At 67.9% G+C, this 23,262-nt stretch carries 26 protein-coding genes; 10 read left to right on the top strand and 16 right to left on the bottom strand.

The genetic code is table 11. The features are described from left to right. Positions 1 to 43: 43 nt before the first annotated feature. The 3 genes from KUG43_RS04100 to KUG43_RS04090 all read right to left on the bottom strand — a co-directional run bounded on the left by KUG43_RS04100 (position 44) and on the right by KUG43_RS04090 (position 3,367). Positions 44 to 1,624: a serine hydrolase gene (locus KUG43_RS04100; protein WP_216906380.1), complete on the bottom strand. Its 1,581-nt coding sequence runs from the start codon at positions 1,622 to 1,624 to the stop codon at positions 44 to 46. 92 nt (positions 1,625 to 1,716) lie between these two features. Beyond that, positions 1,717 to 2,400 carry a Coq4 family protein gene (locus KUG43_RS04095; protein ID WP_216906378.1) on the bottom strand — a complete coding sequence of 228 codons (684 nt, stop codon included), beginning with the start codon at positions 2,398 to 2,400 and terminating at the stop codon, positions 1,717 to 1,719. Positions 2,401 to 2,452: 52 nt separating this feature from the next. Beyond that, positions 2,453 to 3,367, bottom strand: coding sequence for an urease accessory protein UreD (locus KUG43_RS04090; RefSeq protein WP_216906376.1), 915 nt, complete (start codon positions 3,365 to 3,367; stop codon positions 2,453 to 2,455). Between the two features lie 110 nt (positions 3,368 to 3,477). Here KUG43_RS04090 and ureE point away from each other — a divergent pair, with 110 nt between their 5' ends. The 3 genes from ureE to KUG43_RS04075 are packed head-to-tail and all read left to right on the top strand — an operon-like array spanning position 3,478 to position 5,725. After that, complete coding sequence (ureE, locus tag KUG43_RS04085) at positions 3,478 to 4,032, top strand: urease accessory protein UreE (RefSeq protein ID WP_216906373.1); 555 nt, start codon at positions 3,478 to 3,480, stop codon at positions 4,030 to 4,032. Further along, on the top strand, positions 4,029 to 4,712 hold the full coding sequence (locus tag KUG43_RS04080; RefSeq protein WP_216906371.1) for an urease accessory protein UreF: 684 nt from the start codon (positions 4,029 to 4,031) through the stop codon (positions 4,710 to 4,712). Before ureE ends, KUG43_RS04080 begins: the two co-directional genes overlap by 4 nt. Then, positions 4,712 to 5,725 carry an ABC transporter substrate-binding protein gene (locus KUG43_RS04075; RefSeq protein WP_216906370.1) on the top strand — a complete coding sequence of 338 codons (1,014 nt, stop codon included), beginning with the start codon at positions 4,712 to 4,714 and terminating at the stop codon, positions 5,723 to 5,725. The genes KUG43_RS04080 and KUG43_RS04075 overlap by 1 nt, the downstream gene beginning before the upstream one ends. A gap of 24 nt (positions 5,726 to 5,749) precedes the next feature. On the opposite strand, the gene KUG43_RS04070 is transcribed toward KUG43_RS04075, so the two are convergent. Continuing rightward, entirely contained in the window at positions 5,750 to 6,619 is an 870-nt protein-coding gene (locus KUG43_RS04070; RefSeq protein WP_216906368.1) for an MlaD family protein, read from the bottom strand. 2 nt (positions 6,620 to 6,621) lie between these two features. Then, complete coding sequence (locus KUG43_RS04065; RefSeq protein WP_216906365.1) at positions 6,622 to 7,278, bottom strand: hypothetical protein; 657 nt, start codon at positions 7,276 to 7,278, stop codon at positions 6,622 to 6,624. Between the two features lie 14 nt (positions 7,279 to 7,292). On the opposite strand from KUG43_RS04065, the gene ureG reads away from it, so the two are divergent. From ureG to urtE, 6 genes are all read left to right on the top strand, one after another. After that, entirely contained in the window at positions 7,293 to 7,907 is a 615-nt protein-coding gene (gene ureG / locus KUG43_RS04060) for an urease accessory protein UreG (protein ID WP_216906363.1), read from the top strand. A 213-nt stretch (positions 7,908 to 8,120) separates the two neighbouring features. Next, a complete protein-coding gene (gene urtA, locus KUG43_RS04055) occupies positions 8,121 to 9,416 on the top strand; it encodes an urea ABC transporter substrate-binding protein (RefSeq protein WP_216906361.1) in 1,296 nt (431 codons plus the stop codon). A gap of 139 nt (positions 9,417 to 9,555) precedes the next feature. Then, the gene (locus KUG43_RS04050) at positions 9,556 to 10,713 is read left to right on the top strand and encodes an ABC transporter permease (RefSeq protein ID WP_216906359.1); all 1,158 of its coding nucleotides are present in this window, start codon (positions 9,556 to 9,558) and stop codon (positions 10,711 to 10,713) included. A 60-nt stretch (positions 10,714 to 10,773) separates the two neighbouring features. Next, positions 10,774 to 11,880 carry an urea ABC transporter permease subunit UrtC gene (urtC, locus tag KUG43_RS04045; RefSeq protein ID WP_216906357.1) on the top strand — a complete coding sequence of 369 codons (1,107 nt, stop codon included), beginning with the start codon at positions 10,774 to 10,776 and terminating at the stop codon, positions 11,878 to 11,880. Positions 11,881 to 11,949: 69 nt separating this feature from the next. Continuing rightward, a complete protein-coding gene (gene urtD, locus KUG43_RS04040; RefSeq protein ID WP_216906355.1) occupies positions 11,950 to 12,696 on the top strand; it encodes an urea ABC transporter ATP-binding protein UrtD in 747 nt (248 codons plus the stop codon). 29 nt (positions 12,697 to 12,725) lie between these two features. After that, the gene (gene urtE / locus KUG43_RS04035) at positions 12,726 to 13,451 is read left to right on the top strand and encodes an urea ABC transporter ATP-binding subunit UrtE (protein ID WP_216906354.1); all 726 of its coding nucleotides are present in this window, start codon (positions 12,726 to 12,728) and stop codon (positions 13,449 to 13,451) included. 98 nt (positions 13,452 to 13,549) lie between these two features. Here urtE and KUG43_RS04030 read toward each other — a convergent pair whose 3' ends face one another. From KUG43_RS04030 to queC, 6 genes are all read right to left on the bottom strand, one after another. Continuing rightward, on the bottom strand, positions 13,550 to 13,822 hold the full coding sequence (locus KUG43_RS04030) for an FmdB family zinc ribbon protein (RefSeq protein WP_216906351.1): 273 nt from the start codon (positions 13,820 to 13,822) through the stop codon (positions 13,550 to 13,552). A gap of 87 nt (positions 13,823 to 13,909) precedes the next feature. Beyond that, a complete protein-coding gene (fmdA, locus tag KUG43_RS04025) occupies positions 13,910 to 15,115 on the bottom strand; it encodes a formamidase (RefSeq protein WP_216906349.1) in 1,206 nt (401 codons plus the stop codon). 166 nt (positions 15,116 to 15,281) lie between these two features. Next, on the bottom strand, positions 15,282 to 15,779 hold the full coding sequence (locus tag KUG43_RS04020; protein WP_216906347.1) for a hypothetical protein: 498 nt from the start codon (positions 15,777 to 15,779) through the stop codon (positions 15,282 to 15,284). 26 nt (positions 15,780 to 15,805) lie between these two features. Beyond that, the gene (locus KUG43_RS04015) at positions 15,806 to 16,678 is read right to left on the bottom strand and encodes an aminotransferase class IV (protein WP_216906345.1); all 873 of its coding nucleotides are present in this window, start codon (positions 16,676 to 16,678) and stop codon (positions 15,806 to 15,808) included. Then, positions 16,675 to 17,973, bottom strand: coding sequence for an anthranilate synthase component I family protein (locus tag KUG43_RS04010; protein ID WP_216906343.1), 1,299 nt, complete (start codon positions 17,971 to 17,973; stop codon positions 16,675 to 16,677). Before KUG43_RS04010 ends, KUG43_RS04015 begins: the two co-directional genes overlap by 4 nt. Then, entirely contained in the window at positions 17,970 to 18,710 is a 741-nt protein-coding gene (gene queC / locus KUG43_RS04005; protein ID WP_216906769.1) for a 7-cyano-7-deazaguanine synthase QueC, read from the bottom strand. The genes KUG43_RS04010 and queC overlap by 4 nt, the downstream gene beginning before the upstream one ends. A gap of 71 nt (positions 18,711 to 18,781) precedes the next feature. Between queC and KUG43_RS04000 the strand changes: the two genes are divergently transcribed. Next, entirely contained in the window at positions 18,782 to 19,321 is a 540-nt protein-coding gene (locus KUG43_RS04000) for an ecotin family protein (RefSeq protein ID WP_216906341.1), read from the top strand. 4 nt (positions 19,322 to 19,325) lie between these two features. Here the strand turns inward: KUG43_RS04000 and KUG43_RS03995 are convergent, their stop codons facing one another. The 5 genes from KUG43_RS03995 to KUG43_RS03975 all read right to left on the bottom strand — a co-directional run bounded on the left by KUG43_RS03995 (position 19,326) and on the right by KUG43_RS03975 (position 23,188). Next, on the bottom strand, positions 19,326 to 19,982 hold the full coding sequence (locus KUG43_RS03995; protein WP_216906339.1) for a 7-carboxy-7-deazaguanine synthase QueE: 657 nt from the start codon (positions 19,980 to 19,982) through the stop codon (positions 19,326 to 19,328). After that, complete coding sequence (locus tag KUG43_RS03990; RefSeq protein ID WP_216906337.1) at positions 19,969 to 20,436, bottom strand: TA system VapC family ribonuclease toxin; 468 nt, start codon at positions 20,434 to 20,436, stop codon at positions 19,969 to 19,971. Before KUG43_RS03990 ends, KUG43_RS03995 begins: the two co-directional genes overlap by 14 nt. Then, the gene (locus KUG43_RS03985) at positions 20,417 to 20,716 is read right to left on the bottom strand and encodes a hypothetical protein (RefSeq protein WP_216906335.1); all 300 of its coding nucleotides are present in this window, start codon (positions 20,714 to 20,716) and stop codon (positions 20,417 to 20,419) included. The genes KUG43_RS03990 and KUG43_RS03985 overlap by 20 nt, the downstream gene beginning before the upstream one ends. An 86-nt stretch (positions 20,717 to 20,802) precedes the next feature. Continuing rightward, a complete protein-coding gene (pyrG, locus tag KUG43_RS03980; RefSeq protein WP_286194371.1) occupies positions 20,803 to 22,503 on the bottom strand; it encodes a CTP synthase in 1,701 nt (566 codons plus the stop codon). A gap of 199 nt (positions 22,504 to 22,702) precedes the next feature. Continuing rightward, positions 22,703 to 23,188, bottom strand: coding sequence for a Dps family protein (locus KUG43_RS03975; protein WP_216906333.1), 486 nt, complete (start codon positions 23,186 to 23,188; stop codon positions 22,703 to 22,705). Between the last annotated feature and the right edge of the window lie 74 nt (positions 23,189 to 23,262).

Raw genomic sequence — 23,262 nt, 5'->3', positions numbered from 1 at the left:
CCGGTACCGGGTCAGGTTCAGAAGGAACCTTCGGCGCGCCGATTCAGCGCCGCTGGAGCACCCCCTGGCCGTTGAGGTTGAGGTTGTCGATCCGCACCGCCGTGGCCCGGCCGTCGGGGCCCACCGTGAAGCTGACGGCACTGGGGCCGTAGGCGTTCTCACCGGCGGGCTGGTAGCGGAAGCCGTCGCCGCTCACCGGGGTGAGGGGGAAGGGGCGGAGCTGGGGACCCAGCTGCAGCTCGAGGCCATCGCCGCGGCGCACCACGGCGACCGGGCCCACGTAGGCATTGGCGTAGCTGCCGGTGTAGGCGTCGGCGGGACGGGCCGGCAGCGGCCGGGCCGGGGTGGCCACGGCGGGATAGTCCTGCTGCTCCATGCCCCGGAACAGGGGGCGCAGGGCGGCGAGGTAGTCACGCTTCACCCTTCCGGTGGTGGCCAGGTCGAGGAAGCTGAGGCTGAGGGCCTCCGGCACCCCCAGCGGCTGGCTGTTGGAGAGCACGATGATGCCAAGGGATTCCGCCGGGAGCAGGTAGACGGCCGTGGCGGCGCCGAGGTCGAAGGCGCCCGAGTGGCCCAGCTGCACCGTGCCCCGGTCGGTGTAGCCCACGTTCCAGCCCAGCCCGTAGAAGCCAGCACGGTCGGTGGTCGGATCGCGGGGCGGCTGGCTGACGATCTGGGGCCGGTGGGTCTCCGCCAGGGCGGCGGCGTCCACCAGCGCACGGCCATCGAGGCGGCCGCCGGCCAGCTGCAGCCGCAGCCACTGGCCCAGATCCCGCACGCTGGAGCTCACGCCGCCGGCGGGGGCCTGGGCATCGGCATCCCGCTGGTAGCGGGCCACCCAGCGGCCCCCCTCCGGCACATGCAGGGAGGCACGGTTGGCGGCGGCCACGAAATCGGCGTGGCGGGAGCTGGTGCGGGTCATGCCCAGGGGGCCGTAGAGCCGTTCACTGGAGAGCTGCTCCCATGGCAGGCCCACGGCGTTGGCTGCGGCCACGGCGCCGGCCGTGAAGCCGAAGTTGGTGTAGGCGTAGTCGGCGCGGAAGCGGTTGCCGGTGGGCAGCAGCCGCAGCCGCTCCAGGATCGTGGCCCGATCGAAGCCCAGGTCCTCGAGGTGATCGCCGGCGTGGTCGGGCAGGCCGCTGCGGTGGGACAGCAGGTCGCGGATGGTCACCGAAGGGGCGATGGCCGGCGGGCCGATGCGGGCCTGGGGGAGGGTGCGCAGCACCGGGTCGTCCCAGCCCAGGCGCCCGTCGCCCACCAGGCCGGCCACCACAGTGGCGGCGATCGGTTTCGAGAGTGAGGCCAGCTGGAAGACGGTGTCGGCATCCACCGCACCGGGCTCACCCACCCGCCGCAGGCCGTAGCCCTTGAGGAACACCACCCGGTCGGCGTGCACCACCACGATGGCCAGGCCCGGGACACCGGTGCTGCGCTGCATCTCCGCGGCCAGGGCATCGAGCTTGGGCAGGGCGGCGGCCAGGCTTTCCGCCGTCACCTGACGTGGCGGCGGCGTAGGCCCCGACGGCGCCTCGGCGCTGCGGGCGGCACCCGGGGGCTGGAGCACCAGGGCCAGGCCCAGAACCAGGGCGACCGCCCCTGGGCGGCGCAGGACGCTTGGGGCCACGGCAACGCCGGCGACTCGGGGCAAGCTAGGCCGGGCCAAGGCTCCTGCCCCGGTGGTCAGAAGCCGCCGGAGCTGCCCCCGCCGTCGCCGCTTCAGCAGACATTCGCTCCGTAGGGGGCGTCATCGGCCGGCAGGGTCACCCCCAGCCGCTGCCGCCACTCCGCCACCGGCAGCTCCCAGCCCTCCTCCCAGCGAACCGTGGCGAAGGGACGGGCGGTGAAGCCGATCGTGGTGCCATGGCTGATCGACCGGCTCAGGCTTTCGTAGCCATCGAGCTTGAAGCGGAACCCGGCGATCTGGGCCGCGTGGGTGAGGCTCACGTAGGCGGGGAAGCCAATCTGGGTGGCGGTGATGGCCAACACGCCGTTCTCCCCCACCGGCGTCGTGCCGAAGCCACTGACCACATGGTGGATGTCGTGGGTGGTGGCGATCCGCTGGGTGAGCCAGCGGCCCTCGGTGTCGATGGGGCGGGGGCGGAAGAATTCGGGGTCGTAGTTGAAGCGGCGGATCAGGGCGGCGTAGCTGTGGCCGAGGCTCCCCTCCGGCAGCGTTTCGAGCCGCTCCAGATCCGGCTGCAGGGGCGGATAGCGCTCGTCCATCATCGCCGCCCCGCCCGGCAGGGCCCGGAAGCGGGCGATGCAGGCCTCCATCTGGGGCGTGTCCAGGAAGCTGTCGACCAGGTCGGCGATCCGGCCAAGATCCCCCTGACTGCGGCCCACAGCGATCAGCTGGCGCGCCTGGCCCAGGGCCTGAAGGGAGAGCTGGAAGCGATGCATCGGGGGGCTGCGCCTGGGGCGAACCTAGGCCCGCTGCAGCGCCTGTTCGGGGTCACCAGCTGCGGGCTGCGGTCGCCAGCAACGGGTCCTGGTCGAGGGGTTGCTCCTGGAACGGCCAGACCCGGGGCAACACCGGAGCCGCCAGCCCCCGCTCAGACCGGATCCGGGCCCAGATCCGCGTGAACCAGAAGCGGGCCGCCTGGGTGGAGCGGCCCCTGAAGCGGGCCACCAGGCCCCGCTCCAGCCGCCCACAGGCCATCTCCCCCTCCAGCCCGTGCCGCTCAGCACGGCAGGCCTCCAGCAGGGACTCGCCCACCGGCCCGGGGGCGGCCCACACCAGGCTGGCGAACACCGGCTGCCCCCCCAGTCCGTGGGGGCTCTCCAGACTCTCGCCGCCCAGCTCCAGCCGGTCCACGAGCTCCCACTGGCCCTGCCGCCGGATCTGCAACAACGATCGCCAGCGCCCGGATCCGAGCGTCTCGCCATCGGCGCTGCGCCCCAGCCGCACCACCTCCGCGCCCAGCCAGCTGGCCCCTTCGGCCAGCTCCACCCGGCAGATCTGCTGGAACAGACCATCCCTGAACACCACGAGTTCCTGGGGCAGCCATTCCAGATCGGCCCCCGCGGCGAGCCGGAAATCGAGCGTCTGATGGGTCCAGCTCCCGGCGGGGACCCGCCGGGAGCGGCCCACGGTTCCGTACACCTTCTGGGCCGCCACGCTGGTGATCAGGGCCCGGCTGCCGGCGCCGAGCTCGGCGCTGATGGCCAGTTCGTCACCCCCCACCAGGCCGCCGCCGGTGTGCAGCAGGGGCAGTTCGCAGCGGCCATCGGCGGCGGGGAAGGCCCGCTGGATCTTCAACGGTGCCGACGCTCCGCCCTGGTGCCGGGTGGCACCAACGGCGCCGTCGCTGGTCTCAAAACGGAGCCGGGCCTGGGCTCTCCAGGGGGCGGGAGCGGTGAGCTGCATGACGAGGATCGTGGGGCCCAGGGGGCCTGGATTCGGTAGCAGCCGACACAGGACCGCCTGCCAACGGCTGGCCAGGGTGGATGGACCACCGTTGCCCGCTGGCCTGCTCCATGCCCAGCCCCACTGTTTCCGACGCCACGGTTTCCGACGCCACTCATTCCGAGGCCACCGCTCCCCTGCTGCTGGTGCGGCACCTGCGTCAGGGGGAGGTCTCGGGGCCAGATCCAGAGCCGCTGCCGGAACCGCCGTTGCGCTTGCCGCTCCGGGCCGACGAGCGCACCAGCCTGCGGGGCCATCGCCGCAGCGCCTGTGGGCGGGACCTGCTGTTGCAGCTGCCCCGCGGCGCGGCCCTGGAGCCCGGCGACCGGCTGGCACCGGAGGCCGGTGGGCCCCTGGTACTGGTGGAGGCCGCCGATGAGCCGCTGCTGGTGGTGCGGGCCGCCGATCCCCTGGCCCTGCTGCAGGCGGCCTATCACCTGGGCAACCGCCACGTGGCCATGGAACTGCACGGCGACCAACTGCGCCTGGGTGTCGACAACGTGCTCGAGGAGCTGCTGCGGCAACGGGGGCTGACCGTGGAGCGGATGGTGGGACCGTTTCGGCCCGAACCAGGGGCCTACGAACCGTCCGGCCACGCCCATGACCACCACCATCCCCACCCATGAGCCTCGCCCGGCTGCGGCTGTTCCAACTCGTCAGCCCCGCCCTGCCGGTGGGGGCCTTCAGCTATTCCGAGGGCCTGGAGGTGCTGGTGCAGGCGGGCCAGCTGCCGGACGCCGCCAGCGTGCGCCGCTGGCTGGAGGCGGAGCTGGACCGCGGCGCCCTGACGATCGAGGCGGCCAGCCTGGGCCGGCTGATGGAGGCCCTGGCCCGATGGCGTGAGGCACCGGGAGGGCACGCCTGGCAGGAGGTGCTGGATCTGGACAGTTGGCTGCTGGCCCAGCGGGAGGCGGCCGAGGTGCGGGCCCAGCAGCGGCAGATGGGCCTCTCGCTGCTGCAGCTGCTGGCGGACCTGGGCCTGCCCATACCCGGGGAGCGGTCCCCGCGGCTGGCCTGGCCGGCGGCCTGGGCCTGGGCGGGTCTGGCCCTTGAGATCCCCCCCCAGGAGCTGGTGGAGGCCTACCTCTACGGCTGGATCGCCACCCAGCTCAGCGCCGCCGTGCGACTGGTGCCCCTGGGTCCCACGGCGGCCCAGCGGATACAGCTGGCCCTGGCTCCCGCCATCGCGTCACGGGCGGCGGTGCTGGCGACCGCCGATCCCGAGGCCCTCTGGAGCGGGGGGGTGGGGGCGGGCCTGGCCCAGCTGGGCCATGGTGAGCTCTACTCGCGGTTGTTCCGCAGCTGATGCCAATCGCGGACAGGATCAGCCGGCGACGGGCCCTGCACCTGCTGGGCGGCGGCACCGCCGGCGGGGTCCTCCTGGCCGCCGGCTGCACCCGCCGCTCCCGCCCCCCGGGCCCGCCCCGCCTCGGGCTGCTCCAGTACGTCCGGGGTGCCGCGCCTGATGCGGCCCGCCGCGGGTTCGTGCAGGCCCTGGCCAGGGGCGGCTTCCGCCCGCCAGCCAACCTGACCCTGCAGGAGCGCTTCGCCGAGGGCAGCACGGCCACCAGCCGCGCCCAGGTGATCGCTCTGCTGGAGGCCGGGGTCGACATGCTGGTGGCCATCGGCACCCCGCCCCTGGCGGCGATCCTGGCCGTCGCCCCCGCCCGGGTGCCGGTGGTGTTCGCCTACTGCTCCAACCCCTGGGGGGCCGGGGCCGGCACCAGCTACACCCATCACCGGCCCAACGTGGTGGGCACGGTGAGCACCAGCCCCCTCGCCGAACAGCTCGAGCTGGCCCGCCGGATCAGCCCCGGCCTCTCCAGCGTCGGGCTCGTCTTCAACCCCTCCGAGGCCAATGCCAGCTTCGAGGCGGAGCTGCTGCGCCGGGAAGCGACCCAGCGCTCGATCGCGGTCGTGATCGAGCCGGTCTCCGGGCCGGGGGAGGTGGCCCGGGCCGCCGATGGCCTGGCCGCCCACCGGGTGGGAGCCCTGGTGCGGGTGGGCGACTACGCCACCAGCGTGGGCTTCGCCGCCCTGGCGGCGGCAGGTCTGCGCCATCGCCTGCCGGTCTATTCCGTCGATCCCTCTGACATCACCACGCGGGGATGCCTGGCCGTGGTGGGCTGGGATCCGGAGGCCGATGGGGCCCTGGCCGGGGATCTGGCGGTCAAGGTGCTGCGGGGCCGCTCGCCCGCCGACCTGCCCTTCGAACCGGTGACCCAGAAGCTCCTGCTGCTGAATCGCCGCACGGCCCGGGCGATCGGGGTGACCTTCCCACCCGAGCTGCTGCGCCAGGCCGATCGGCTGGTGGGCTGAGCCGTCCGGCGGCCGCCAGGGCGCTCAGGGCCTGCGGTCCTTCAGATGGTCCCCGGGCCGGTCGATCAGCTCAAACAGCCAGCTCTCGTTGAGGGTCTTGACCAGACGGTTGGTGGTGGCGGCCATGGTGGTCAGCTCCCGCAGGGTCTGGAGCAGCAGCGGGCGTGTCTGGGTTTCGGTGCTCTCCAGGCGCCGGATCAGGGCCGAGAGGTCGGCGGCCGTGCCATCGGCGCGTCCCTCCAGGCGCTGCGCCAGTTGGCGGGTGGCGCCCAGCGTGCGATTCAGCTCGCTGCTGCTGCGCTGGGCGTCGGACTCCAGGCGGGTCGCCAGGCGACGGCTGGCGGCCAGGGTCTGGTCCAGCTGGTCGAGGCTGCGGGGCAGGCGGGTCTCCGCCAGGCTGAGGCCACTGCTGACGGCCCGCTGCAGGGGGATGCGGCTGCTGGCCACCTCAGCGAGCAGATCATCGAGATCGGGACGACTGGTGAACACGAGCGTCTCGCCATCCCCGATCGGCGCCTGGCCCACCGCCGCCGGGTCGGGGGTGATGGCGATGTAGCTGTCACCCAGGAGTCCCACCTGGGCCAGTTCCGCCCGGCTGCGGCGCCCCACCATGGAGCGGTAGGGGTCCCGCAGCTCCAGTTCCACCAGCACCTGGGCATCGGGTTGGAGCAGGATCCGGCGCACCTGGCCCACGGCGTATCCCGAGATCCGCACTGCCATGCCTGTCTGCAGGCCAGCGGCGTCGAGGGTGCGGAACTGCAGGCGCACGCTGGGGGTGAGCCAGTTGCCGGCACGGGCGATCCCCACCACGAACAGCCCCAGCAGCCCCACCGCCCCCGCCAGGAAAACCAGGCTCTGGGGACCGGGGCGCCGCGGCGGAACGGTGGGTGTCATGGTCAGCCCCCCCCCATGCGCAAGGGATCAACAGTGATCGTCCAGAGCAGGTCGAGACAGACCAGCAACCCGAGGCCCAGCAGGAACGATCGGGACATCCGGGAGGCCATCGCCATCGGGCCAGAGGAGGCGCGCCGAGCTTGCTGCAGACAGATGGCGGCAGTGATCGCGCCGTAGAGGCCCGTCCTGATCAGAGCGGCGGCGAAGCGGGCCGGCTCCAGCTTGCCGATCAGGAACCCCACCTCCGCCACCACATCGCCCTGGTTGAGGGTGAGGCTGGCGGTGATGAGCACCGCCGCCATGTAATAGAGCAGCAGCACGACGCTGAGCAGGCCGCTGGCCAGCAGCTCGGGTCCCCAGGTGCCGGGGGAACGGCGTTCACCGAGCAGCAGCGGTCCATCCCGCAACAACAGCAGCAGGCTGACCAGCAGCGGCCCCAGGAACAGCAGGGCCCGCACCGCCAGCAGTTCCACCGTGACCCTGGAGAGCTGCTGCAGGGGACTGCGCAGCAACTCGATGAACCCGAGGCAGACCACCACCCCCGTCCCGGTGACGGTCGCGACGAGTCGCCCATCCAGACGCTCGAAGCGGCGGATCAACCTGGGGATCGGTTCATCGCTCACCGCGGCCATCGGCGCTGGCGTCAGGATGGCACCCATCCTGGAATCGGGCGATGGGCAGCAAACTGCGGGTCGGGGTCGCGGGACCGGTGGGCTCGGGAAAGACGGCCCTGGTGGATGCCCTTTGCCGCCGGCTGCGGGAACGGTTGCAGCTCGCGGTCGTCACCAACGACATCTACACCCAGGAGGATGCCCAGTTCCTCACCAGAGCCGGCGCCCTGGCCCCCGAGCGCATCCGCGGGGTCGAGACCGGAGGCTGTCCCCACACCGCCATCCGTGAGGACTGCTCGATCAACCGGGCGGCGGTGCAGGAGCTGGAAGAGGCCTTCCCGGACCTGGACCTGGTGCTGGTGGAAAGTGGCGGCGACAACCTGGCGGCCAGCTTCAGTCCGGAACTGGTCGATCTCTGCATCTATGTGATCGACGTGGCCGCCGGCGACAAGATCCCCCGCAAGGGAGGGCCGGGCATCACCCGCTCCGATCTGCTGGTGATCAACAAGATCGACCTGGCGCCGATGGTGGGGGCCAGCCTGACGGTGATGCAAGAGGACACCGAACGCATGCGCGGTGGTCGCCCCTGGTGCTTCACGAATCTGCGCAGCGGTGAAGGCCTGGACAGGGTTGAGAGTTTCCTGCTGCGGCAGCTGCCCGAGCCCGCCGCCGCCTGAGCCTTGGGGCCTCCTGATATTCGCTTGTCACCCGTTCATCACCAAAACCGTAGGTAATGCAACATATCGACAGGAACGGCACGTGCAAATCCTCACTCCAGCAAGCCCCGGGTGGCTTTCTGTCTCATTGGATACCGGGAGTAACCACGTCCTTCCTTACCTTTCCAATTGCCGTCGGTTACGGCGACTACAATTCATCTTGAACAGGCTTCAATGTCTCTGCATCTTTCAAGGCGACTGGCAGCTGCAATCGCCGCATCTGCCGTGAGCGTAACCCTCGTCTCCTGTGGAGGCGAGTCCGGGTCCGGCGGCAATTTCGACGGTGAAGTGAAGGTTGGCATCCTTCATTCACTCAGCGGCACCATGGCCATCTCCGAAACGACTTTGAAAGAAGTCGAGGAAATGGCGATCAAGGAAATCAATGACGCCGGCGGCGTCAAAGTTGGCGGCAAGTCGTACAAGATCGTCGCTGTCGCCGAAGATGGTGCCTCCGACTGGCCCACCTTCGCCGAGAAAGCCCAGAAGCTGATCGACTCCGACAAAGTCGCCGTCGTGTTCGGCGGCTGGACCTCTGCCAGCCGCAAGGCGATGCTGCCGGTCTTCGAGTCGAAGAACCACATGCTCTTCTACCCGATCCAGTACGAGGGTCAGGAGTGCTCCAGGAACATCTTCTACACCGGCGCCGTTCCGAACCAACAGGCTGAACCTGCTGTTCAGTGGCTGATGGACAAGTTCTCCGGCAAACTCGGCAAGAAGGTGTACCTGGTTGGCTCTGATTACGTGTACCCACGTACAGCCAACACCATCATCAAGGAGCAGATGAAGGCTCTGGGTGGTGAGACGGTCGGCGAAGACTACATTCCCCTCGGCAACACCGAGGTGGCCCCGATCATCGCCAAGATCAAGAAAGCCTTCCCCGATGGCGGGATCATCATCAACACCTTGAACGGTGACTCCAACGTCGCCCTGTTCAAGCAGTTCAAGGCTTCAGGCATCGACCCGGCCAAGTACCCGATCATGTCCTTCTCCATCGCGGAAGAGGAGATTCGCCAGATCGGTCCTGAGTACACCACCGGCACCTACGCCGCCTGGAACTTCTTCATGAGCCTGGACACCCCGGCTTCCAAGAAGTTCACCGCCGACTTCCAGGCCATGTATGGCGCCGACCGGGTCACGGGTGACCCGGCGGAATCCGCCTACAACATGGTCTACCTCTGGAAGAACGCCGTCGAGAAGGCTGGAACCTTCGAAGATCTCGACAAGGTCCGCAAGGACATGATTGGGATCACCTTCGCCGCTCCCCAGGGCGAAATCAAGATGTTCCCCAACCACCACACCTCCGAGCGGGTGCTCATCGGTGAGGCGGAAGCCAACGGGCAGTTCAAGATCCTGTCCGACAGCGTCAAAGCCATCCCGCCGCTGCCCTGGAACCAGTTCGTTCCTGAGACCAAGGGCTTCACCTGCGACTGGACCCAGGACCGTCCTGACGCCGGCAAGTTCAAGATGTGATCACGGCCCAGTCCGTGAATCCATGAAAGACAGGTGGTTCCTTCGGGGGCCACCGCTTTCCGGCTCAGCACACCACCACGTTCGACCCGATCGAGCGCTGCGTTTGCGGCGCTTGATCTAACTTTCAACATTCATTCCGTTGGAACTTTTCTTTTCTCAGATACTCGATGGCCTGAGCATCGGGTCAGTCCTGCTGCTTGCAGCCACGGGTTTGGCGATCGTTTTCGGGTTGATGGGCGTCATCAATCTCGCCCACGGCGAATTCATGATGCTGGGGGCGTATGTCACCTACGTGGTGCAGTCGGCCTTCAAGCCCATGGGTGGTGTGATCTTTGAGCTCTACTTTCCGATCTCCCTGGTACTCGCCTTCATCGTGACGGCGCTCATCGGGGTGCTGCTGGAGAAAACATTGATTCGTCAGCTCTATGGCCGCCCGCTGGAAACCCTGCTTGCCACCTGGGGCGTCAGCCTGATTCTCATCCAGCTGATCCGCAGTGTGTCCACCGCCATGACGCTGGGCATCATTGTTGGTGTTGTGGTCGGATTCCTGCTTTCCAAGTTACTCGGAGCTAAGTACTCCGAGAAGCCCTTCTTCACCTATCTCAACGGACTTGGCTGGGCGGTCGCCATCGGCATTGGCCTGGTCGCCGTCAACCTGTTCGACCAGATCCGGCCCCTCGCCAAGCCCTGGTTCGGCCCTCGCAACATTGACGTGACCGCCCCCAAGTGGCTGCAGGGAAGCTGGGGAATGATCGGCACCATCGAGCTGCCAGGTCTTCGCATCTTCATCATCCTTCTGTCGGCCCTGTTGCTGGTGGCCACCTACTGGTTCCTGAACAAGAGCGTCTGGGGCCTGCGCATCCGGGCCGTCACCCAGAACCGGCAGATGAGCAACTGCCTCGGTATTCCCACCGATCGGGTCGACAGCATCACCTTCGGCATCGGCTCCGGTCTGGCCGGCGTGGCCGGCTGTGCCATCACCCTGCTGGGGTCAGTGGGCCCCAATCTCGGCGCCGCCTACATCGTGTCCTGCTTCATGGTGATCGTCCTCGGAGGGGTCGGGAATCTCCTGGGTACGGTGCTGGCCTCCCTGCTGCTGGGCATCATCCAGTCAGTGATCGGTTCGGGCACCCTGCTGACGATCTTCCCCGACATGCCACTGGCGGCGAAAGGGGTGATCGAGTTCTTTGCCACCACCAGCATGTCCCTGGTGCTGGTGTTCATCTTCATCATCGTCTTCCTCCAGTTCCGCCCCAACGGCATGTTCCCCCAGAAGGGTCGCTCGGTCGATGCCTGACCCCTTCTCGCCCCCACTCTGCAGATTCCCGTTCCATCTCCCCACCAGGAGGTCCTACCTGTGAAACTCTTCCAACGACTCGTACCCTGGATTCTCCTGGCGATTGCCCTGTTCATCCTTCCGGCAGCGCTCGACGACTTCCGCCTCAATCTCTTCGGCCGCTATTTCGCGCTGTCGATCACGGCCCTGGCGATCGACCTGATCTGGGGTTACACCGGTCTGTTGAGCCTGGGGCAGGGCATCTTCTTTGCCTTGGGTGGCTACGCGGTGGCCATGAACCTGATGCTCAACACCAAGAGCCAGGCGGGTGGCAACGGGATTCCCAAGTTCTTTGAGAATTACGGGGTTGATCAGCTTCCCTTCTTCTGGCAACCCTTCTGGTCGCCGGTGTTCTCCCTGATCGCCCTCTGGGTGATTCCTGCGGCTGTGGCCGGCGTGGTGGGTTGGCTGATCTTCAGAAACCGCATCAAAGGGGTGTACTTCTCGATCATCACCCAGGCGGCGTTGATGGTCTTCTTCCACTTCTTCAACGGCCAGCAGAAACTCTTCGACGGCACCAACGGCCTCAAGACCAGCACCAGCGAGCTGTTCGGCCAGCTGGTGGGATCGCCGGACATGCAGACCTGGTTCTACCGACTCACGGTGTTGCTTCTGCCCTTGGCCTTCCTTGTCTGTCGCTACTTCACCAGCGGCCGCTTCGGTGATGCGCTGATCGCCATCCGAGATGACGAAAGCCGGCTGCGCTTCGCCGGTTTCAACCCCGTCCCCTTCAAGACGATCGTCTTTCTGGTGGCTGGGGCCCTCTGTGGCATCTCCGGGGCCCTCTATACCGTCCAGTCCGGCATCGTGTCGCCTCAGTACATGTCGATCTCCTTCTCGATCGAGATGGTGATCTGGGTGGCCGTGGGTGGTCGTGGCACCCTGGTCGGTCCGATCATCGGAGCCACCGTGGTGAACTACCTGCGCAGCCTGGTAAGCGAAGCGCTGCCGGAAGCCTGGCTGTTCGTTCAGGGGGCCCTGTTCATCTTCGTGGTGGTTCTGATGCCCGACGGCATCTACGGGTGGATCACCAAAGGCGGCTTCCGCACCTTTCTGGCTGCCTTCGGCATTGCCAAGAAGGCCAAGACCTACCCCCAGATCGACAAGGAGGCCGTTCCGGTGGATTAGTCCTCCAGGGGACCCGTCCTGGTTTGTCTGCTGTGACTGCTTTTCTGAATACGCACCCTTCCGAAGTCCATGTCAGAACCTCTACTCGAGCTCAATGACGTCAGCGTGAGTTTCGACGGCTTCTATGCCCTCACCGACCTCAGCCTAAAGCTCTACAAGGGTGAGTTGAAGTCCATCATCGGCCCCAACGGTGCTGGCAAGACCACCTTTCTGGATGTGATCACCGGCAAGGTGCGGCCCACAAAGGGAACAGTGACTTTCAAAGGGAAGTCCCTGCTGGGTGTTTCCGAGCAGAAGATCTCCCGCAATGGCATCGGCCGCAAGTTTCAAACCCCGCGGGTGTTTGAGAATCTCACGGTGCTGCGCAACCTGGAGCTGTCCGCCTCGCCGGAGAAAAACGCTTTCAGCCTGCTGGGCTCCAGCCTGCCCCAGTCCTCGAAGGATGAGGTGCATCGCATCATGAATTACGTCGGCCTGACGCCGTTTGCCACCGTCAAGGCCGGCTCGCTCTCCCACGGCCAGAAGCAGTGGCTGGCCATCGCGTCCCTCGTGGCCCAGGCCCCGGAAGTGCTGCTGCTCGATGAACCCGTCGCCGGCCTCACTGACGAGGAAACCCTGCGCACCGCCGAACTGATCAAGTCCCTGGCCGGCGACCACACCGTGGTGGTGATCGAGCACGACATGGAGTTCATCCGCGACCTGGGTTTTGACGTCACCGTGTTGCACCAGGGACAGGTGCTGACGCAGGGGCCGCTGGAGACGGTCAAGTCCGACCCGCGGGTGATCGAGGTCTACCTGGGGCCGCCCGAACAGTAATCGCATCCCGACCATCACCCACCGACCCCATGTCCACCACCAGCGCCCAACCCCTGCTCCAGGTCTCCGACCTGAATGTCTATTACGGAGAAAGCCACATTCTCCGCAACGTTGACCTGACCATCCACGAAGGCAAGATGGTCTGCCTGATCGGCCGGAATGGCGTCGGCAAGACCACCTTCCTCAAGACGGTCATCGGGCTGTTGCAGCAGCGATCGGGGACCATCCATTACCAGGATGGTCAGCTCACGACCCAGCCGCCCTACAAGCGGGCCCGCGCCGGGATCGGCTATGTGTCCCAGGGCCGGGACATCATTCCCCAGGTGACGGTCAAGGAAAATCTGCTGCTCGGCATGGAGGCCCTGCCCGGGGGTCTGGAGAAGAACCGCCACATCGATCCTCTGATCTTCGACCTGTTCCCGATCCTCGAGAAGTTCCTGAAGCGCAAGGGGGGCGATCTCAGCGGCGGTCAGCAACAACAGCTGGCCATTGCCCGCGCCCTGCTGGGCAAGCCCAAGTTGCTGCTCCTGGATGAACCCACCGAAGGCATTCAGCCCTCGATCATCCTCGACATCGAGCACGCCGTGCAGCGCATCATGAAGGAAACAGGAATCAGCGTGTTGCTGGTGGAGCAGCACCTGCACTTCGTGCGCCAGTCCGATTTCTACTACGCCATGCAGCGCGGCGGCATCGTCTCCAGTGGCCAGACCGACCAGCTTTCCGATGACGTGATCAAGGAATTCCTCACGGTCTGAGGTTGATTCGCTCGTTTCTCCCAGTCCGCGCCACCCGACGGTGATGCGGACTGGGATTTTTGGATCTGCCGCCTTCACCTGCGGCGGCCCCTCTGGCCCTAACAGCCGCGATTCAGCATCCAGGGACGGGTGCCACTCTCTTTGAGCCGCTGCTTACCGGCCGGTTCCTTGGTTTCCTTGCGCACCAGGCGCGGACCGGATTGTTCCTGCTTCAGCCTGAGCGGACCGCTGAGCGACATCACAGGGGTGAAGACGCGCACCCCTTCCGCCGTGCAGGTCGGACAGTTGGTTTCCTTCTGACGCTCATCGATGCTGCGCCAGACTTCATAGTTGTCGCAGCCATTGCTGCAGCTGTATTCGTAGACAGGCATGGTGCAAACGGGGAGAGAAGTGAAAGCGGAACGGTGGCACAAAAGAAAAGGGGCCTGACATTCAGGCCCCCGCATTCCACTGGCTGATCAGCAGGGGAGAATGTCCTGATCGAAGATCGAGGTGGGGATCGCCAGGGTGCAGCAGGCGTTGGGGATGTCAACGATGCCGCTGATCCTGCCTTCCACCGGCGCACAGCTCAGCAGCAGGTAAGCCTGCTCGCCGGTGTAGCCGAACTTCTTGAGGTACTCGATGGCGTTGAGACAGGCACGCCGGTAGGCGATGTGCACGTCCATGTAGTACTGCTTACCTTCGAATTCATCAACGGAGATGCCTTCGAACACCAGGTAGTCGGTGTAGTGGGGTTCCACCGGGCTGGTCTTGAACATGGGGTTGACCATCCCATACTTGGCCATGCCACCTTTGATGATCTCCACATGGAGATCGAGGTAACCGGACATCTCGATGGCGCCACAGAAGGAGATCTCCCCATCGCCCTGGGAGAAGTGGATGTCACCCATCGAGAGCTTGGCGCCTTCGACATAGACGGGGAAGTAGATCCGCGTGCCCTTGGTGAGGTTCTTGATGTCGCAGTTGCCACCGTGCTCCCGGGGCGGCACCGTGCGGGCGGCTTCATTCGCCACCCGCTCGAACTCGCTGGAGGGCAGGGTGCCGAGGATGGCGCTGTTGGGGTTGGGCAGGGCCGCCAGTACCGGCTCGCTGCCGGAGAGACCGGCGCCATAGGTGCGGCGGTCGGGGGCGGTCTTCACCAGTTCCGTCTCACGACGGTTCCACTCATTCAGCAGTTCCTGGGAAGGGGCGCAGCCGATCAGGCCCGGGTGGGTGATGCCGGCGAAGCGCACACCGGGAATGTGGCGGGAGGAGGTGTAGATGCCCTCCAGATCCCAGATGGCCTTGGCGGCCTTGGGGTAGTGATCGGTGAGGAAGCCACCGCCGTTCTCCTTGGCGAAGATGCCCGTGAATCCCCATTCATCGCCCTGCAAGGCTCCGACATCAAGAATGTCGACCACCAGGATGTCGCCGGGCTGGGCCCCATTGACCCAGATCGGCCCGCTCAGGACATGGACGACCTCCAGATTGACATCTTCAATGTCTTTGGGGTCGTCGTTGTTCTTGATCTGGCCATCGGTCCAGTCCTTGCATTCGATCCGGAACACGTCACCAGGATTCACCGAGGCCACGGCCGGGATCTCGGGATGCCAACGGTTGTGACCGGGCATGTCCTGCTGATCCATCGGCTTGGTGAGATCGACGGAGAAGAGTGTTTTTGGCATCGAGAAAGCGAGGCGCAATTTCCTTTCCATCCAAAAGGAAGGCCTGCGGCTCGAAAGTATCTGTTGCTACCGGATACTGGCGGATTAACGCCAGCTTCATGGGATCGAAGCAAGAATCATTATCAAGCCGCGGTCACTGTTTTCGAGGCCTTGGCCGACGGGGTGATCAGGTGTCGTCGAAATCGCCTTTCCGGCACAGATTGTCCTTCAGCCGTGATACCCAACCATTGGGTTCCAGCGTTCCTGTCTTTTCGGTGCGGCCGTCAAAATGGAAAAGGAACTGCCAGCGATCTTTGACAGGAAATGTTCTTTTGGCATTCAGATCGCTGATCGGATCTCCATAGATATTGTCATAGGCTTGCCAGCCTGGCTCTCCCTTGACGCTGCAGATCGCCGTAACTTCATACATCTTTCCCTTGCCATCTCCGGCTATGGAGGTGATCTTCACGACACCCTTGTGCAGCCCGTTGGCAATGCCAGGCGTGAAGTCTCTGACGAGCTCCACCCGGCTGCCGTCGACCTCCACCAGCAGGTCGCCCGGCTTGGCGTTCTGGATGGCCACCTCCTTGGACGTGGCGCCACAGCCGGCCAAAACGACGCCCAGACAGGCCAGCAATCCCGCCAGGTGCTTCCTGGACCCCTGGCCCCCCACAGCGTCGGACAAGGTGTTCGATCGACTCTGGGGCCAACCTAAGCCGACGCCAGCAGCCGCTCCCACAGGCTCTCGGCCCCGCTCGGCAGGGGCAGCTCACGGCTCTCGCAGCGGCGGATCGGCCGGAGGCCCAGGCTGTTGATCAGCAGGGCCCCCTCGCTGGCGAGCAGGTCGGCGACGCCGAGGCCGCCCTCCCGCACCAGCCCCAGGGCCAGCCCACGGCCCCGCATCACCCCCGGCAGGCAGCCGCTGGCCAGGGGCGGCGTGATCCACGCGCCCTTGAGCCGCACGAGCAGGTTGGCGCTGGTGCCGCTGCAGAGGCCACCGCCGCCGCCCAGCAACAGGGCGTCATCGGCGCCGGCGGCCCGGGCCTCCCGCAGGGCCTGGATGGCGCCGGCATAGGCGAAGGTCTTGCAGCGGCCGACCAGGCTGTCGGGGTTGCGCCGCTCCACGCGGCTGACGATCACCGCCACAGGTGCGCTGGGACGCGTCCAGGGGCTCAGTTGCAACCAGAAGCGCGGCTGCCCCTGGGGTTCGCCCGGCCCCGGCAGGCCAAGGCCCCGCCCGCCGCCACGGCCCCGGCTCCAGTTGAGCCGCAGGGCGCCATCGCCGCTGAGGCCGCTGCGGGCCACGGCCTCGGCCAGCAGCGGCCGCACCCGATCGGCCCCGGGGGGTGGGGCCATGCCCAGGCTGGCGGCCGAGGCCTGCCAGCGCGCCAGGTGCTCCGCCAGCAGCCGGGGGCGCCCCGCCTGAACCAGCACCGTCTCGAACAGGCCATCGGCCAGCAGCAGGCCCCGGTCGTTCAGGGGCAGGCAGAGCCGGTCGGGATCGCCCCAGGTTCCCTCCGGGGACGGCCCGTCGATCCAGGCGATGGCCCCGGGCCCCGGGCCGGTGTCGCCGACGCCGCTCATGCCAGGGCCTCCAGCAGGGGCTCGATCTTCCAGCCCATCTCCCGGGCCTCCCCCGCCGGGTCGGAGTCGGCGACGATACCGCCACCGGCGTGCAACCGCAGGCGACGGCCCTTCTGCAGCAGGGTGCGGATGAGGATGCTGCTGTCGAAGCCGCCGTCGGCCCCCAGGTGGAACAGGGAGCCGCAGTAGGGCCCCCGCGGCACCGGCTCGAGCTGGTTGAGACGCCGGCAGGCGCGCACCTTGGGGGCGCCGGTGATCGAGCCCCCCGGCCAGCAGGCCCGCAGCAGGTCCACCAGGCCGCAGCCGTCGGCGAGCTGACCCATCACCACCGAGGTGAGGTGATGCACATGGGCATAGCTCTCCAGCCCCAGCAGCTGGGGCACGTGCACCGACCCCGGCACGCAGACCCGGCCCAGGTCGTTGCGCAACAGGTCGACGATCATCACGTTCTCGGCCCGGTCCTTGGGATCACAGATCAGGGCGGCGGCACTGGCGGCATCGGCGTCGGGATCGCGGTGGCGGGGCCGGGTGCCCTTGATCGGCCGCGTCTCCACCCGCCCATCGGGGTGCAGGCGCAGGAAACGCTCGGGGGAGGCCGAGATCACCGCCTCCTCGCCGGCGATCGCCAGGCCCGCGAACGGGGCCGGTCCATGCCTGACCAGGCGGTGGTAAAGCGCCAGGGGATCGGGCCGCTGCGGCCGCAGGCTCTCGCAGCAGGCGGTGAGGTTGGCCTGGAACAGATCGCCGGCGGCGATCCACTCCCGCAGGATCCGCACCTGGGCGGCGAACGCCTCTGGGGAGGTGTGCCAGTGCCAGTCGTCCCGAGCAATGCCGGCCCCATCGGCGGCCACCGCCGCGGCCGTTCCCGGGTCCTGCAGCAGACGGACCATGGCCGCCATCCGGGCGGGGTCGTCGCCCTCGAGCCAGAGCCGCTGCTCGCCCCGATCGAAGTGGATCAGGGGGTCGTGGTGGGCCGCCCACAGGGTGGCCATGTCGGAGTCCTGCCAGTGGTCGGCGGGCTCCACCCAGGCCCCGGCCTCGTAGCCGAGCCAACCCAACCACGGCCCCCCCTTGCGCTCCAGGTCCGCCAGGACGGCGAAGGGGTCGACCGCCCCGGGGGTGTCCGGCAGGCCCCGGCAGCTCACACAGGCCACCGGATCCACCCCGAGCACACCACGGCGGCCGAGGGGGCTGCTGTCGCCATCGAGCAGCACCAGCCCGTCCTGGCCGAAACGGTCCGCCAGGACCCGGGCCAGGGCCCGGGGCTCCAGCCAGGGGAGCGGCTCGTGCTTCAACTGTCGGCCCGGGCGTGGAGGGCGGCTCCGGCGCGGATGGCGGCACTGGCCAGGTCGGCACGGCCCGCGGCGACCAGGGCGGCATCGCGGATGCGGCAGCTGTCGCAGCGGCCGCAGGGGAGATCCTCGCCGCTGTAACAGCTCCAGGTGGCCGCGATCGGCACCCCCAGCCGCAGCGCTTCGCGCACGATGGTGGCCTTGTCCCAAGCCACCAGCGGCGCCCACAGTCGAGCCCCCTGCCCCTCTCGCCCCGCCTTGCTGGCCAGGTCGGCCAGGGTCTGGAAGGCGGCCAGATAGTCGGGGCGGCAGTCGGGATAGCCGGAGTAATCCACCGCGTTGACCCCCAGTACCAGGCTGCCGGCACCGCGGGCTTCGGCCAGGCTCAGCCCCAGGGCGATGAAGACCGTGTTGCGTCCGGGCACGTAGGTGGTGGGAATCACCCCCTCGCACACCCCCCCATCAGGGACGGGGATGGCCGGATCGGTGAGGGCCGAGCCACCCCAGGCCGCCAGGTTCACGGCGATCACGTGGTGCTCCTCCAGCGCCAGGGCGCCGGCCACGGTGGCGGCGGCGGCCAGCTCGCGCCGGTGGCGCTGGCCGTAATCGAAGGAGAGGCCGATCACCCGGTGGCCCGCTTCGATCGCCAGGGCGGCGGCGGTGGCCGAATCCAGCCCGCCGGAGAGCAGGGCGATGGCGAGTGGCGTTGGTGGGGGGGGCGTGACAGAAGGGCGCGCGATGGGGCCGGTGGGCGCAAGGTGACCCCATTGTGGAAGCGACCGCAGGCGGCGGAAGATGCGATCGTGATTCGATGAGGATCCCCATAGCCCACGCCCTGCGCCGCGCCAGCGTCATCGTCACCCTGCCGGCCCTGCTCGCGGGGTGGGGGGTTGCGGCCCGGGCCATCCCCCGGCTGGATCTGACGCCTTACCCCAAGCCCAGCGCCGGCCAGACCCGCTGGGTGATCCAGTTGCCCGGCGTGCTGCCGCCCGGCACCGATCCGCGCCTCTCCCCCCATCCGAGCGACTGGCGGGTGCAGCTGATCCCCGGCCGGGAGGTGGAGGCCGACTGCAACCAGCAGGCCTTCCGCGGCCGCTTCCGTGCCAGCAAGTTGAAGGGGCTGGGTGCCAGCGTCTACACCGTGAGCGATGTGGGGCCGACGGTGTCGACCCGCATGGCCTGCCCCCCCGGCCAGGCGAAACGCAAGGTGTTCGTGCCCATGGGCAGCAAGCCCTTCGTGGTGCCCTACGACGCCAGCCGGCCGATCGTTCTGTACACCCCCAAGGATCTGCAGCTGCGTTGGCGGCTCTGGAAGGCCGAGAAGGTGCAGCAGCCGGCCCAGGCGCTCTGAGGCTTCAGCGCACCCCCAGCCACTTGTGGCTCTGCAGGCTCAGCCGCCAGCTGGGGTGGCGCCGCACATAGGCCACCGCCAGCTCCTGGGCGGCCGACTCGTCCCAGGCGGGCTGGAGCAACAGCTCGGGGCCGGCAGCGCCGGACGGCGGCCGCCGCTGGGCTTCGGCCGCCATGGCTTCAGCGAAGGCCAGGTCGTCCTGGGACGTCACCACCACCTTGAGTTCGTGGCAGCGGGCCAGTACTTCGACAGCCGGGGGGCGATGGGGCTTGGGGGAGAGGGTGATCCAGTCGAAGCAGCCGCTGAGCTCCCCCACGCCGCTGGTTTCCAGGTGCAGCGGCAGGCCAACGGCAGCCAGCGCGGCACAGAGGCCGTCGAGGGGCTGCTGGAGGGGCTCGCCGCCGGTGATCACCACGAAGGCCGCGCCGGCGGCGCCGGCAGCGGCGGCCTCGGCCGCCAGGTCGGCCAAGGGGCGCCGCGGATGGGCCGCCTCCGGCCAGGAGTGCTTGGTGTCGCACCAGGGACAGCCCACATCACAGCCCGCCAGGCGGAGGAAGAAGGCGCTGCGTCCGGCATGGACACCCTCCCCCTGCAGGGAGTGGAAGGTTTCCACCACAGGCAGCGCCGGCAGGGGAGGGGTAGGCACCTCAACCGCCGCCATGGGAATCGGCCTGCAGAAGTTCCAGATCAAGCCCCGCCCCGAGGAACTGGCGAAAATCCTGATCCAACGTGACCATCCGGGTGGAGCTGCTGATGGCGAAGGCCGCCAGGTAGGCATCCATCCAGCGTTTCGGTGCGGCCACGGTTAGCCCAGCCAAACGCCACCAGAGCCCCTCTATCCCGATCGGCTCGCCCACCAGGTCCACCTGGGGCAGGGCCTGAAAGGCCTCCAATGCAGCCACCGCATCCTGATTCGTGACCGCCGCCGCTTGGTAAGCCGTGAAGATCGCCGGGGTGGAGACCAGCCGCAGAAAGCTCTGCTGGGTGGCTCGGCAGAACAGGGCCGGAGCCGCGGGCGTGGCCCGAAGCAGCACCGCCTGGGCGCTGTGATGGGCTGGATGGGCGGCGAAGGCCGCCGCCACCCACACGTTCACATCAAGCAGGTCGGCCGGCACGGCGGAGGTCCTCCAGCTCCAGGGCCTGTTGCTCCAGTTGCAAGGCCGTGGCCAGATCGATTCCCGGCCGGCCGCTGGCTGGCTCACACCGGAACACCGGCAGCCCGGCTGAATCCACCATCACCCCATCGCTGGCGATGGGCACTGACGCCGTCGTACTGCCATGGAGGCCCTGGCGGATGTACTCAGCCACGAGATCCTTGAGGGTGCGCCCTTGCTGAAGGGCCCGTTGCTTGGCCTGGCGCACGAGGTGGTCCGGCAGGTCGAGGGTCGTTTTCATCAGCCCAGGGATGCTGCTAACCCAGTCTACTGGCAAGCCAGCAAGCTGGGTTAGCCGTTGGCTGGCGGGTTGATTCCCTGCCGGCGTCAGGCCTGCACGGGCATCGCCTGGGGGGCCGCAGTGGCCTGGGACTGCTGGCCGTTGCGGGCGGCCACCTCACCGCGACGCTGCTGGGCCGCCTCGATCAGCCCCCGGAACAGGGGATGGGGCTTGCCGGGGCGGGAGAGAAACTCCGGGTGGTACTGGCAGGCGGTGAAGAAGGGGTGATCCTTCAGTTCGATCAGCTCCACCAGGCGGCCATCAGGGGAGGTGCCGCTGATCTCGTAGCCCGATTCCAGGAACAGCGAGCGGTAGGCGTTGTTGAACTCGTAGCGGTGACGGTGGCGCTCGTAGACCACCTCCTCGCCGTACAGGCGCTGGGCCATGGTGCCCGCCGTCAGCCGGCAGGGGTAGACGCCCAGCCGCATGGTGCCGCCCAGATCCACCACGTCCTGCTGTTCGGGCAGCAGGTGGATCACCGGGTGGGGGGTGGCGCGGTCGAGCTCGGCGCTGGTGGCCCCCTCCAGGCCCGCCAGGTGGCGAGCCCACTCGATCACGGCGCACTGCATGCCGAGGCAGAGGCCCAGGAACGGCACCCGCTGCTCCCGGGCCCAGCGGATCGCCGCCACCTTGCCGTCGACGCCGCGGTGGCCGAAGCCGCCGGGTACCACCACCGCATCCATGCCCCGCAACAGGGCGTCGGCGCCCTGGCTCTCGATCTGCTCGGCGCAGACCCAGTGGAGATCAAGGGAGGCGTCCCGCTCCAGGCAGGCGTGGCGCAGGGCCTCCACCACCGAGAGGTAGGCGTCGTTGAGCTGCACGTACTTGCCCACCAGGGCCACCTTCACGGCGGGCCCGGGGTGGCGCAGCTTCTCGACCAGATCCGCCCAGCGCGCCATGTCGCTGTCGTGGTCGACCAGGGAGAGGACGTCGAGCACCTGGCGGCAGAGGCCCTCACTCTCCATCGCCAGAGGCACCGCGTAGATGCTGTCGGCATCGAGGGCCTGGATCACGGCACTGGCCGGAACGCCGCAGAAGCCGCCGATCTTGGCCTTGAGGTCGGTGCTGATCGGGCGGTCGCTGCGGCAGACGAGCACGTCGGGCTGGATGCCGATCGATCGCAGCTCCTTCACCGAATGCTGGGTGGGCTTGGTCTTGAGTTCGCCGGAGGTGCCGATGAACGGCAACAGGGTGACGTGCACATAGGCCAGGTCCTGGCGGCCGACATCGCCGCGGAACTCGCGGATCGCCTCCAGGAAGGGCAGCGATTCGATGTCGCCCACGGTGCCGCCGATCTCGGTGATCACCACGTCGGCGCCGCTGTTGGCCGCCACCCGGTGGATGCGCTCGCGGATCTCGCCGGTGATGTGGGGGATCACCTGGACGGTGCCGCCGTTGTAATCGCCGCGGCGCTCCTTGTTGATCACCGCCTGGTAGATCGAGCCGGTGGTCACGCTGTTGAGGCGTGACATGGCCGTGTCGGTGAAACGCTCGTAGTGGCCCAGATCCAGGTCGGTCTCGGCACCGTCTTCGGTGACGAACACCTCACCGTGCTGATAAGGGCTCATCGTGCCCGGGTCCACGTTCAGGTAGGGATCCAGCTTCAGGATCGAGACGCTGTAGCCCCGCGATTTCAGCAACCGGCCGAGGCTGGCCGCCACGATGCCCTTGCCGATGCTGGAGACCACCCCGCCGGTGACGAAGACGAACTTCGCGGCATGGCCCCGCGTGGCGGACGGTGCGGTCATCGGGCACTGCGCTGATCCCCCAATCTACCGACCCCTTCCAGTCCGCCCGCGCTCAGGGGGGCTCCCCTCCCAACGCCCCTCCCAACGCCCCTCCCCCCCGCGCCCCGCGCCTCCTGGGGGGTGCGTCAGCGGCGCAGCCGAAGCCGGCCGTTGCCCGCGCCAGCGAGCGTGGGCCGGCGCAGGCCGCGCCCGCTGACGCTCAACCCTCCAGGAGGCTCCTGAGCATCCAGGCGGTCTTCTCGTGGATCTGCAGCCGCTGGGTGAGCAGGTCGGCGGTGGGCTGGTCGTTGGCCTCGTCGGCCAGGCTGAACACCGAGCGGATCGTGCGGGCCACGGCCTCATGGCCCTCCACCAGCTCCCGCACCATGGCCAGGGCGGCGGGGACGCCTTCGGCCTCGGGGACCGAGGAGAGGCCGGCGTAGATCGAGCCTCCGTAGGGGGCCGGGAACCCGAGGGCCCGGATGCGCTCGGCGATCAGGTCGAGGGCGGTCCACAGCTCGGTGTACTGGTCCATGAACATCAGATGGAGCGTGTTGAACATCGGCCCGGTGACGTTCCAGTGGAAGCCGTGGGTCTTGGCGTAGAGCACGGTGCTGTCGGCCAGAACGCGGCCGAGGCCCTCGGAGATCTGCTGGCGCTGGTCCGCCGGAATGCCGATGTCGATGGGGGGAGCGGTGATGGCCATGGCGTGGGAGCGGGAGTCGCCATTCTAAGGCGAAGTGATTCCGCTTAATGGCGGCATCATGGCGGTAACGGCGC

Source organism: Synechococcus sp. CCY 0621 (assembly GCF_019038465.1).
Taxonomy (GTDB): Bacteria; Cyanobacteriota; Cyanobacteriia; order PCC-6307; family Cyanobiaceae; genus Cyanobium.
This window is presented reverse-complemented; position numbering and strand designations above follow the sequence as displayed.